This window comes from Bacillus sp. BC08 (assembly GCF_054326875.1).
The window spans coordinates 160,916-173,388 of sequence record NZ_JBTGPA010000030.1 but is presented as its reverse complement, the minus strand read 5'-3'; the positions used below and the strand labels follow the sequence as shown (position 1 = coordinate 173,388).

Sequence of the window (12,473 nt, the reverse complement as noted above, 5' to 3'; positions counted from 1 at the left end):
GGAATTTCGATGTCATTATTTGATCATTCCGTATCAGAGTTACATAAGAAGTTAAACAACAAAGAAATTTCCGTTACGGATTTAGTAGAAGAATCTTACAAACGTATTGCGGATGTTGAAGATAACGTAAAAGCTTTTCTTACATTAGATGAAGAAAACGCACGCGCGAAAGCGAAAGAATTAGACGCGAAAATTGGTGCTGAAGATAATGGTTTATTATTCGGTATGCCAATTGGTGTAAAAGATAACATTGTAACTAACGGTCTTCGTACTACTTGTGCGAGCAAAATGTTAGCAAACTTTGATCCGATTTATGATGCAACAGTTGTGCAAAAGCTAAAAGCTGCTGACACAGTTACAATCGGTAAGTTAAATATGGACGAGTTCGCAATGGGTTCTTCAAATGAAAACTCAGGTTTCTACGCTACGAAAAATCCATGGAACTTAGATTACGTTCCAGGCGGATCTAGTGGTGGTTCTGCAGCAGCTGTAGCAGCAGGAGAAGTATTATTCTCTCTAGGTTCTGATACGGGTGGTTCTATCCGTCAGCCAGCTGCATATTGCGGCGTTGTAGGTTTAAAACCAACTTACGGACGTGTATCTCGTTACGGATTAGTTGCATTCGCATCTTCACTTGACCAAATCGGACCGATTACACGTACAGTAGAAGATAATGCATACTTATTACAAGCTATTTCAGGTATTGACCGTATGGATGCAACTTCTGCAAACGTTGAAGTAGGAAACTACTTAGCTGGTTTAACAGGCGACGTTAAAGGTTTACGTATTGCTGTACCGAAAGAATACTTAGGAGAAGGTGTTGGCGAAGAAGCTCGTGAGTCAGTACTAGCTGCTTTAAAAGTATTAGAAGGTATGGGCGCAACTTGGGAGGAAGTATCTCTTCCGCACTCTAAATATGCTCTAGCAACGTATTACTTATTATCTTCTTCTGAAGCATCTGCTAACCTTTCACGCTTTGATGGCGTACGTTACGGTGTTCGTTCTGATAATGTAAATAATTTATTAGATCTTTACAAAAACACACGTAGCGAAGGTTTCGGTGATGAGGTAAAACGTCGTATTATGCTTGGTACATTTGCACTTAGCTCTGGTTACTATGATGCATATTACAAGAAAGCACAACAAGTACGTACATTAATTAAAAACGACTTTGAAAATGTATTTGCTAACTACGATGTTATTATTGGACCAACAACGCCAACTCCGGCATTTAAAGTGGGCGAAAAAGTTGATGATCCAATGACAATGTATGCAAATGACATTTTAACAATCCCAGTAAACTTAGCGGGTGTTCCAGCGATTTCTGTTCCATGTGGATTCGGTGCTAACAACATGCCACTTGGTCTACAAATCATTGGTAAACACTTCGATGAAGCGACAATTTACCGCGTTGCACATGCGTTTGAGCAAGCAACAGACTATCATACAAAAAAAGCAAGTCTGTAAGGAGGCGAGCATAGATGAATTTAGAAACAATTATTGGTTTAGAGGTTCACGTTGAGTTAAAAACAAATTCGAAAATTTTCTCTGCGAGTCCAACAGAATTCGGAGCGGAGCCAAATACACAAACAAGTGTAATTGACTTAGGATACCCAGGGGTACTTCCTACTTTAAATAAAGAAGCAGTTAACTTTGCAATGAAAGCTGCAATGGCATTAAACTGTGAAATCGCAACGGAAACGAAGTTCGACCGTAAAAACTATTTCTACCCAGATAATCCGAAAGCTTACCAAATTTCTCAATTCGATAAGCCAATTGGTGAAAATGGTTGGATTGAAATTGAAGTAGATGGTAAAAAGAAACGTATCGGTATTACACGTCTTCACTTAGAAGAAGATGCTGGTAAATCAACGCATACAGCTGATGGTTCATTAGTAGACTACAACCGTCAAGGTATGCCTTTAATCGAGATCGTATCTGAGCCAGATATGCGTACGCCAGAAGAAGCATATGCATACTTAGAGAAGTTAAAATCAATCATTCAATACACTGGCGTATCTGATTGTAAGATGGAAGAAGGTTCTCTACGTTGTGATGCGAACATTTCCCTTCGTCCTGTTGGACAAGAGAAGTTCGGTACAAAAGCGGAACTGAAAAACTTAAACTCATTCACTTACGTACAAAAAGGTCTTGAGCACGAGCAAGTGCGCCAAGAGAAAGAATTGTTATCTGGTGGTATCATCCAACAAGAAACACGTCGTTATGATGAAGCAACGAAGAAAACAATCTTAATGCGTGTGAAAGAGGGATCTGACGATTACCGTTACTTCCCAGAGCCAGACTTAGTTGAACTTTACATCGATGATGAGTGGAAAGAAGAAATTCGTGCTTCGATTCCAGAACTTCCAGATGCACGTAAAGCTCGCTACGTTGCAGAAATTGGCTTACCGGCTTATGATGCACACGTATTAACATTAACGAAAGAGATGTCTGATTTCTTTGAAGCAACTGTTGCAGACGGTGCTGATGCGAAATTAACATCAAACTGGTTAATGGGTGAAGTGCTTGCATACTTAAACAAACAACAAAAAGAATTAAAAGACGTTGCATTAACGCCTGCTGGTTTATCTAAAATGGTTCAATTAATTGAAAAAGGTACAATTTCTTCTAAAATCGCGAAGAAAGTATTTAATGAATTAATTGAAAAAGGTGGAGACCCAGAAGAAATCGTTAAAGCGAAAGGTCTTGTTCAAATTTCTGACGAGGGTACACTTCGTAAAGTTGTAACAGAAATTCTTGATAACAATGAACAATCTATCGAAGACTTTAAAAACGGTAAAGACCGTGCAATTGGCTTCTTAGTTGGTCAAATTATGAAGGCTACAAAAGGACAAGCAAATCCACCGCTTGTTAACAAAATCTTACTTGAAGAGATTAATAAGCGATAATAGTAATAACTTTTAAAGATTAAGCAGAAAAACACCCGTACATGGGTGTTTTTCTAGGTTAATCAAACGTTTGTTTAAATGAGAGAAGATCGTTTAAACAAACGTTTGATTAACTGTCAAAAGTGGGAAAATGTTTGTATAGCAACTATGGTATGATAGTTGCAAAAAGGTGGGAATAATGATAAATCTAGACATAGAGGTTTTTTTTCATCTCATGAAATAATAGATAATTATTATTCGTTATATGTAAATTGTTGTGAGGAAATAGATGGACATAAATTTTTGTCAAATAAAACAAAACCATTGAAATGAATATTTACTTTTGATGGACTACACGAATCGGGTTCTTACTGCCTGTTTGAGCGGGATAAAAGAAGGATAGGAAGATGAGAGGAGGTAGGCATGGGAATACTGAATAGAAGTTCGGTATGTTCTTTTTCGATACATAAAGAAATTTCCTGTGCTAATAAATGATGAAGCGAGCAAGAATTATTTATAATCCTACTTCTGGGCGCGAGCTATTTAAGAAGAGCTTACCGGAAGTATTACAAAAATTAGAACAAGCTGGATATGAAGCGTCTTGTCATGCGACAACTGGCCCTGGAGATGCGACTGTGGCAGCGAGGCAAGCTGCGGATCGTAAATTTGATGTGGTTATCGCAGCTGGTGGTGATGGTACATTAAATGAAGTGGTGAACGGTTTAGTAGGACATGAACATCGTCCGAAGTTTGGAATTATTCCAGTTGGAACGACAAATGATTTTGCGCGTGCAATCGGTGTACCTCGCGCTATTGAAGAGGCTGCGGATATTATCTGTGAAGGGAAAACAGTTCCGTTAGATCTTGGTAGAGCGAATGATACATATTTCATTAATATCGCTGGTGGCGGCCGTATTACAGAATTAACATATGAAGTACCGAGTAAGCTAAAGACAGTATTAGGCCAACTTGCTTACTATTTAAAAGGAATCGAAATGTTACCATCATTACATCCAACATATGTTGAAATTGAGTATGATGGAAAGTTGCTACAAGAAGAAATTACGATGTTTTTAATTACGAATACTCGTTCAGTGGGCGGCTTTGAAAAGGTAGCACCATATGCATCAATTAACGATGGATTATTTGATTTATTAGTACTGAAAAAAGGTTCTATAGCTGACTTAATTAAAGCTGCAACACAAGCACAGCGTGGTGAACATATTAACAATCCAAAAGTACTATACACACAAGCAAATCGAATTAAAGTGCATTCACCAGATAAACTAATGATTAACTTAGATGGTGAATACGGTGGAGATGCACCGATGGAATTCGAAAATATATATCATTGTCTTGAACTATTTGTTCCTGAACATCAAGAGGATGCCCTGTAAAGGCATCCTTTTTATTATATAGAGGAATTGTAAATTGGAAGTTAGTTTGATTTTTATGGTATTTTTACAATTCGTTTATGTTATATCCATACTTTATTGATACACTGGAGGAGATAAGAAACGAGAGGTAGGATGCTATGGAGAAGGTAAAAGCAATACTATTTGATAAAGACGGGACGTTAATGGATTTTCACTCAATTTGGATAAAAGTAGCTGAAGAATTGGTGGCAGAATGTATAAATTTATATCAACTTCCAAAGTCAATGCAGCCTACTTTATTAAAAGAGATCGGTGTAGATGGGGTATTTGTGAACCCTCGTAGCGCAATAGCGGCAGGAACAAGCCTTGATGTTGCAAAAGGGCTTTGTAAGTATATTACGTCATCTAAGGAAGAAGAGATGCATGAGTGGGTAAGTGAAAAATTATTTTCCCTTATGTACGAGCACCGTTCCTATATGAGAATGACGGCAGATTTACCAAGAATTTTACAAAGCTTAAAGGATAGAGGATTTATTTTAGGCGTTGTTACAGCTGATGATTTCGCACCGACAGAATTATTTTTAAAACAGTATCAATTAGAGTCTTATTTTGATTATGTTGTAGCTTCAGACACGTTTCCGGCACAAAAACCAGATAAAAGAATTGTAGAATCATTTTGTGAAAGGTTTCGTTTAGAGGCGTGTGAAGTAGCGGTCGTTGGAGATACTCCAACTGATTTACATTTAGCAAAAAATGGCGGCGATTGCTATGCAATTGGAGTACTATCTGGTACAGGAGATCGTCAAACGTTAGAACCACTCGCGGATTTAGTAGTACAATCTGTTGGAGATTTTATTTCTCATTCAGGTGAGTTTATTTGGGAACAAGGAAAGTCTAATGTGTAAGAAAAATAAGTCTATAGGGACTCTTAATGAGTCTTTATAGACTTATTTTTTATGCTGAAATAGAAGGCATGTAGGATGAATGCTAGAAAAGCATGTTGGCATACATTTTGCAATGTAAAGAGAAAACAATGTAAAGAAAAGGATGGGGTACGTAATGAATACAAAAAAATTTGCTAAAGTAAATGAACAAATTCCTGGACCGAAAGCAGCATCTTTATTAGAACGCCGCCAAAATATAGTACCAAAAGGAGTAAGTAACGGCATCCCAACGTTTGTACAATCTGCAAAGGGTGCTCTTGTAACAGATATTGATGGCAATCAGTACATTGATTTCGCGGGAGCAATCGGAACAATTAACGTAGGGCATTGTCATCCGGCTGTTAAAGAGGCGCTCCATAAACAAGTAGATCAATACATTCATACTGGATTTAATGTCATGATGTATGAGCCATATATTGAATTAGCAGAAAAACTTGCGGCATTAGCGCCGGGAAGTTTTGATAAGCAAGTACTATTTTTAAATAGTGGTGCAGAAGCAGTTGAGAACGCTGTGAAAATCGCTCGTAAATATACAAAAAGACCTGGTATTATCGCATTTTCTAAAGGATTCCATGGGCGTACATTAATGACAATGACGATGACAAGTAAGGTAAAACCATATAAATTTGGATTTGGCCCATTTGCGCCTGAAGTCTATAAAGCACCATTCCCATACGAATATCGCCGCCCAGAAGGATTAACGGAAGAGCAGTACGATGACTTTATGATTGAAGAGTTTAAGAATTTCTTCATATCAGAAGTAGCACCAGAAACAATTGCAGCCGTTGTAATGGAACCTGTTCAAGGGGAAGGCGGATTTATCTTTCCAAGTAAGAAGTTTGTGCAAGAAGTACGCAATATTTGTTCAGAACACGGCATCTTATTTGTAGCGGATGAAATTCAAACAGGATTTAGTCGTACAGGAAAATATTTTGCCATTGATCATTATGATGTCGTTCCAGATTTAATTACGGTATCTAAATCATTAGGCGCTGGTGTACCGATTAGTGGTGTTATTGGGCGCAAGGAAATTATGAATGAGTCTGCGCCGGGAGAGCTTGGTGGAACGTATGCAGGAAGCCCACTAGGATGTGCAGCAGCATTGGCAGTACTTGATGTAATAGAAAAAGAGAATTTAAATGATAGAGCGATAGAATTAGGAAAAGTCGTAATGAACCGATTCGAAGAGATGAAAAATAAATATAATTGCATTGGTGATGTGCGTGGTTTAGGGGCAATGTGTGCATTCGAGCTCGTTCAAGATCGTAAGACGAAAGCACCTGATAAAACGTTAACAGCTAACTTGTGCGCAGAAGCAAACAAACGCGGATTACTTCTACTATCAGCAGGGACATACGGTAATGTTATTCGTGTGTTAATGCCATTAGTTATTACAGATGAGCAACTTGAAGAAGGATTAACAATCATTGAAGAATCATTACAAGTCTGTTATGAGAAAGCAAATACTGCGCATGTTTAAAAGCTAAATAATAAATCGCAAACATTCTAGCTGACTCTATATAAAATGCAGAAAATTCACTTTATAATAAAGGTAGTGAAGTGAATCGATGGATTGGAAGTTAGGGGTGGCTAGGATGGTTGCAGAAAAGGAACGAATGTTAATGGATTTACAAGATGTATTTGAATATGCGTTTGACGAAATTTTTGTAACTGACGAAAAGGGAATCGTTGTGCGTGTAAATAGTACATGTGAAGGGCACTATCAATTAGCTGCTAAAGAGTTAGTAGGAAAGCATGTGAAAGAATTGCAGAAGGATGGTATCTTTTATCCATCGGCAACGTTAGAAGTAATTGAAAAAAAGAGACCGATTGAACTCGTTCAAACGACAAAATCAGGAGAGTATTTACACGTTCGTACAAGGCCGGTTTTTGACGATGAGGGAAATTTAAGAAGAGTAATTAGTTATTCTCGTGATCTTACAGAACTCTACCAATTACGTCAAAAGGTAGAGGAAATGGATAATCAGTTAAAAACATATAAAAAAGAATTAAGAGAAACGTATGAACATGAAGGACTTATTTTTAAAAGTATCGCTATGCAAAAAATAGTCGAGACAATCAAGAAAGTATCCGTGGTAGATAGTACAGTTCTCGTTTTAGGCGAGACAGGAGTAGGGAAGAGTCGATTAGTACGTCATTTACATGAAGTGAGTAACCGGAAGAATGAAAGTTTCTATGAAATTAACTGTGCGGCATTGCCAACGAATTTAATTGAATCAGAGCTTTTTGGATATTCAGGTGGATCTTTTACAGGTGCGAATCGTGAAGGGAAAAAGGGATTATTAGAGTCAGCGCATAGAGGAACTCTTTTCTTAGATGAAATTGGCGAAATGCCGCTTGAAATTCAAGCAAAGCTTTTGCAAGTGTTGCAAGAAAAAACGTTTCGCCCTATAGGCGGAAGGGAATTAAAAAAGGTGGACGTTAGAATTGTAGCGGCAACAAATCGAGATTTAAGTATGATGGTGAAACAAGGAACATTCCGGAAAGATTTATATTATCGTCTGAATGTCATTCCCATTTTAATTCCACCACTCCGGGAAAGAACCGAAGACATTTTGCCACTCATTTATCATTATTTACAGCACTTTAACGAGAAATATGGCCGGAATGTAAAATTAGCACCTAGCACATTGCAAATGTTTGTTGGTTACCCGTGGGAAGGAAATAATAGAGAAATTGAAAATGTGATTGAGCGAATTGTGATAACTGCTGACGATATCGTTACGATAGAAGATTTGCCAATAGCGATGCAAGAATCAACGGTTGAACAGTCCGGTCAAAGTCTCTATAAAATGTTAGAAGAAGTAGAACGGAATATTATTTTGAAAGCATATAAAACATATGGATCGAGTTATAAAGTAGCGGAGTTTTTAAAAATAAGTCAATCTGCTGCCACTAGGAAAATAAAGAAACTTATAGAGGAGGAAGAAAACATTGGATAAAAAAGCGACGTTTGTAAATGTAGAGAAAAAGGCGATGTATATAAATGGTGAGTGGATTACATTGCAAGAGCAAATCGAAGTAAATAATCCAGCAACGAAGGAAATATTTGCGACGGTACCAAAGGGCGGAGTAACAGAGGCAAAGCAAGCTGTTGATGCGGCCCATGAAGCTTTTAAATCATGGTCTAAGTTAACGGCAGCAGACCGTGCAGTGAAGTTGAAAAAATGGTTCACACTTATTGATGAAAATAAAGAAGAGATTGCAGCGATTATGACGAGAGAACAAGGAAAGCCATTTGCAGAAGCACTTGGTGAAGTGAATTATGCAAATAGCTTTGTTGAATGGTATGCAGAAGAAGGAAAACGCGTATACGGTGAAATGATTCCTGCTTCTCATCCGAATAAACGTATTTTAGTTATGAAGCAACCGGTTGGAGTTATGGCAGCTATTACACCTTGGAATTTCCCGGCTGCTATGATTACGAGAAAGGTAGCTCCGGCGCTTGCAGCAGGATGTACAGCAGTTGTAAAACCTGCAAGTCAAACGCCGTTAACTGCGTTGAAATTAGCCGAATTAGCTCATGAAGCGGATATTCCAAAAGGCGTAATAAATATTGTAACAGGCAGTGCGAAAGCAATTGCTGATACGTGGATGGAAGATGGACGTGTTCGAAAAGTTTCCTTTACAGGATCAACGGAAATTGGGAAGGAATTAATGGCCAGTGCTGCACAAACGATGAAAAAGGTTTCACTTGAGTTAGGTGGTCACGCGCCGTTTATTGTTATGAATGATGCGGACTTAGATAAAGCGGTAGAGGCGGTAATCGGCTCGAAATTTCGTAATGCAGGACAAACGTGTATATGTACAAACCGAGTATTTGTTCAGGAAGAAGTGTATGAAGTATTTGTAGAGAAGTTCGAAAAGGCAGTAGGTCAGTTGAAAGTAGGAGACGGTTTCGGTGACGGAACGACTGTAGGACCACTTATTGACGAGAATGCAGTTTCGAAAGTACAGGAACATATTGAAGATGCTATCCAAAATGGGGGAACAGTTTTATTTGGTGGCCAAAAGGTTGAGGAGCTAGATGGACACTTTATGCAACCAACTGTAATTGGATTGGCGAACGATACGATGCTTTGTATGAATGAAGAAACATTCGGTCCAGTTGCACCAGTTGCGAAATTTAAAACGGTTGAAGAAGTAGTCGAACGTGCAAATAATACCCCATATGGCTTGGCTGCTTATATTTTTACAAAAGATATTAGTCAAGCGTTCCAAATTAGTGAAGCATTAGAGTACGGCATTATCGGATTAAATGATGGTCTTCCATCAGTTGCACAAGCACCATTCGGTGGCTTTAAAGAGAGTGGTATTGGCCGCGAAGGAGGCCATTTCGGTATCGAAGAATATTTAGAAATTAAATATATTTCATTAGGACTATAAGTAGTATACTAGAATCTCTATAAGGTAACAGAGAAGGAGATTCTAGTATGGTATATTGGCTATTATTACTCGTAACAATTATTTTTGAAGTAGCTGGAACAATTGCGATGAAATTATCAAACGGTTTAACAAAGCTCGTTCCAAGTGTACTGATTTTCGTATTTTATGGAATTTGTTTCAGCGTATTTGCTATCGTTGTAAAAAAAATCCATTTAAGTATTGCTTATGCCATTTGGTCTGGCGTAGGAACATTACTTATTACAATCATTAGCGTGTATTTCTTTAAAGAGCATATTAGCTTATTCCAAGCGTTTTGTATTCTCTTTATCGTTTTAGGAGTAATTGGGCTTAAGGTTTCATCAGCATCATAAAAGGCTATCTTCCGGTGTGGAAGATAGCCTTTTATTTGTATTAAAATGCCCAGTTACCTTTACGGAAGATTGGTTCATGTCTTCCATCATCTGTAATACCATCGATATCAAGCTCGGCTGATCCGATCATGAAGTCGTTATGTGTAATACTAGTGTTTGCTCCGTTTTCAGCAAGTTCTTCTTTAGACATTGTTTTCCCGCCAACTAAGTTGAAAGCATAAGCACTTCCGATTGCAAGGTGGCAAGATGCGTTTTCATCGAATAGCGTATTGTAGAATAAAATATTTGTGTTTGAAATTGGTGAGTCATGAGGTACTAAAGCCACTTCTCCTAAGAAGTGAGAACCTTCATCTGTTTCTACTAAATGTTTTAAAGCTTCTTCACCAGTTTCAGCTTTATAGTCTATGATACGTCCGTTTTCAAATGTTAACGTGAAGTTATCAATAATGTTACCTGCAAATGCTAACGGTTTTGTGCTAGATACTTGACCGTTTACACCTGTTTTAAGCGGCATTGTAAATACTTCTTCAGTTGGAATGTTCGCCATAAATGGTACGTTCTTTTCATTTAAGCTACCAGCACCAGCCCATACATGCTTTTCTGGAAGTTCGATCGTTAAATCTGTTCCAGGACCTGTATAGTGAAGAGCTTTATAATGTTTTTCATTTAAGTAATCAACTTTTGTATGTAACGTTTCATCGTGTTCTTTCCATGCTTCCACAGGATTTTCTAAATCAGCACGAGTAGCTTTGAAAATAGCATCCCATAGTTTTGCTTCTCGTTCTTCTGGTGCAACGTCAGGGAATACTTTCGCAGCCCATTCTTTCGTAGGGACAGAAATGACACACCAGCTTACTTTATCAGCTTGTACGTAATCACGGTATACTTTCATTGCTTCACCAGCTACTTTATGAGCTGTTGCGATACGCGTTGCTTCTACACCTTTTAATAAATCAGGGTTTTCTGCATAAATAGACATAAATGCAGCGCCTTCTTTTGCTAACTCTTCACGAGCGTGTGCTTTCCAAGATGGGAACTCAGCGAATGCTTCTTCAGGAGCTAGATCGAACTTTAAGCGTGTTAACGTCTCATCATTCCAATCCACATATACGTGTTTTGCACCAGATTTATATGCTTTTTCTGTAACGAGGCGTACAAATTGTACAGCCTCAAGAGGTGCACTAATTGATAATGTTTGTCCTGGTTGAATATTAACACCAACATTGACTGCAAGGGCAGCATATTTCTCTAACGTTTGTTCAAATGACATATGTATAATCTCCTTTAATTTGAAAGATTTCTTACTATATATAATACAAGAAAATTCAAAAAATATATATAAATATAGCGTAAAAAGAGAGCTCAAAATATATTGAGCTCTCATCGTTATTTAATCGAAGAAGCAAATTGTTCTACAGTCGTCGAATTGTGTATGCGAACACGCTTCATTTTTAACAACTCATCGGATTCACCTTTTGTGATGAACTTTCCGGGTTTTGTTGTCGTCGCAAATTGATAATATTTCTTCGTTTCTGCAACGACTTTATCATCTACATGACCGAATGGATAAGCAACTGCGATAACGGGCTTACCTGTTATTTTTTCTAGCTTTTCTTTCGATCCTTTTAATTCTTCTTCATAGTTTGTGATCTTCGGTAAGTCTGCATGTGTTGCAGTATGAGATTGCATGGAGAAAATGCCGGAATCAACCATTTCTTTTATGTCAGATGTAGAAAGAGATCCTTCAGCATCAACATTATTAACAATCATATATTCCGTTGCTGTTGGTTTAAACGTATCGTTTTTTAGCTTTTTCAAAATATGAAATGCATTCATATTATTTTTCATACCGTCATCAAATGTAACAAAGATAGGTTTATTCACTTTATTTATATCGCCCCAGCGTTCAAAAGTTAGTAATGTATAGCCGTTGTCTTGTAAATATTTCATTTGGGCTTCAAAGTTAGCGGGGGATACGAATAAATCTTTAATGCCTTGTCCGTGATAATCATCGATTGCATGGTACATAAGAACGGGAACCTTTTGCTCGAAAGTAATTGCAGATTTTGTGAGTGGAATGGTTTTCCCATCTTCTTTCATTCCTATTGCTTCAATTTGGAATTCACCGCGTTTTCCTTCAAATTCTTTTATGTCAAAAGGAAGTGTAAACTGTTTCTCTTTTTCTTTAGAAGAAAAAGATTTAGTGTGTTCCTTTCCGTCAGCTGTGCGCCAAATTTTATATTGTACCTCAGTTAAAGTATCCTTTATATCTGTCATATGAATAGTAGTATTTGTAGATTCATGTGTAATTGGATGATAAGAAATTTTACCTTGTTCTTGTACGGCCACTTCTTGTTTCTTAGTCTCTTGAACCTTTTTCTCTTTTTTAGGTTCAGGACTTACATTGCTACTGTTACAGCCAGCTAAAATGGCAGACGTACATAAAGCGATTGCTGCGTACTTTCTCATAAAATCACCTTCTATTGT

Annotated in this window: 10 protein-coding genes; 8 read left to right on the top strand and 2 right to left on the bottom strand. The window is 37.6% G+C overall.

Going from position 1 to position 12,473, the window contains the following annotated elements:
• The first annotated feature begins 9 nt into the window (after positions 1–9).
• The 8 genes from gatA to ACXVYO_RS10425 all read left to right on the top strand — a co-directional run bounded on the left by gatA (position 10) and on the right by ACXVYO_RS10425 (position 9,986).
• On the top strand, positions 10–1,467 hold the full coding sequence (gene gatA / locus ACXVYO_RS10460; RefSeq protein WP_000051449.1) for an Asp-tRNA(Asn)/Glu-tRNA(Gln) amidotransferase subunit GatA: 1,458 nt from the start codon (positions 10–12) through the stop codon (positions 1,465–1,467).
• 14 nt (positions 1,468–1,481) lie between these two features.
• Positions 1,482–2,909 (top strand): Asp-tRNA(Asn)/Glu-tRNA(Gln) amidotransferase subunit GatB, encoded by a 1,428-nt coding sequence (gene gatB, locus ACXVYO_RS10455; RefSeq protein ID WP_046958896.1) that lies wholly within the window; start codon positions 1,482–1,484, stop codon positions 2,907–2,909.
• A gap of 470 nt (positions 2,910–3,379) precedes the next feature.
• Positions 3,380–4,285 (top strand): diacylglycerol kinase, encoded by a 906-nt coding sequence (locus ACXVYO_RS10450; protein ID WP_000977668.1) that lies wholly within the window; start codon positions 3,380–3,382, stop codon positions 4,283–4,285.
• Between the two features lie 137 nt (positions 4,286–4,422).
• Complete coding sequence (locus ACXVYO_RS10445; protein ID WP_073518077.1) at positions 4,423–5,169, top strand: HAD family hydrolase; 747 nt, start codon at positions 4,423–4,425, stop codon at positions 5,167–5,169.
• 154 nt (positions 5,170–5,323) lie between these two features.
• Positions 5,324–6,688: a 4-aminobutyrate--2-oxoglutarate transaminase gene (gabT, locus tag ACXVYO_RS10440; protein ID WP_458466930.1), complete on the top strand. Its 1,365-nt coding sequence runs from the start codon at positions 5,324–5,326 to the stop codon at positions 6,686–6,688.
• 115 nt (positions 6,689–6,803) lie between these two features.
• Positions 6,804–8,171, top strand: coding sequence for a sigma-54 interaction domain-containing protein (locus ACXVYO_RS10435; RefSeq protein ID WP_063262713.1), 1,368 nt, complete (start codon positions 6,804–6,806; stop codon positions 8,169–8,171).
• Positions 8,164–9,615: an NADP-dependent succinate-semialdehyde dehydrogenase gene (gene gabD / locus ACXVYO_RS10430; RefSeq protein WP_458466929.1), complete on the top strand. Its 1,452-nt coding sequence runs from the start codon at positions 8,164–8,166 to the stop codon at positions 9,613–9,615. The genes ACXVYO_RS10435 and gabD overlap by 8 nt, the downstream gene beginning before the upstream one ends.
• 47 nt (positions 9,616–9,662) lie before the next feature.
• On the top strand, positions 9,663–9,986 hold the full coding sequence (locus ACXVYO_RS10425; RefSeq protein WP_000263262.1) for a DMT family transporter: 324 nt from the start codon (positions 9,663–9,665) through the stop codon (positions 9,984–9,986).
• A 40-nt stretch (positions 9,987–10,026) separates the two neighbouring features.
• Here the strand turns inward: ACXVYO_RS10425 and ACXVYO_RS10420 are convergent, their stop codons facing one another.
• Both ACXVYO_RS10420 and ACXVYO_RS10415 read right to left on the bottom strand, forming a co-directional pair.
• Entirely contained in the window at positions 10,027–11,256 is a 1,230-nt protein-coding gene (locus ACXVYO_RS10420) for an aminopeptidase (RefSeq protein WP_458466928.1), read from the bottom strand.
• A 116-nt stretch (positions 11,257–11,372) separates the two neighbouring features.
• Positions 11,373–12,455, bottom strand: coding sequence for a polysaccharide deacetylase family protein (locus ACXVYO_RS10415; protein ID WP_458466927.1), 1,083 nt, complete (start codon positions 12,453–12,455; stop codon positions 11,373–11,375).
• Between the last annotated feature and the right edge of the window lie 18 nt (positions 12,456–12,473).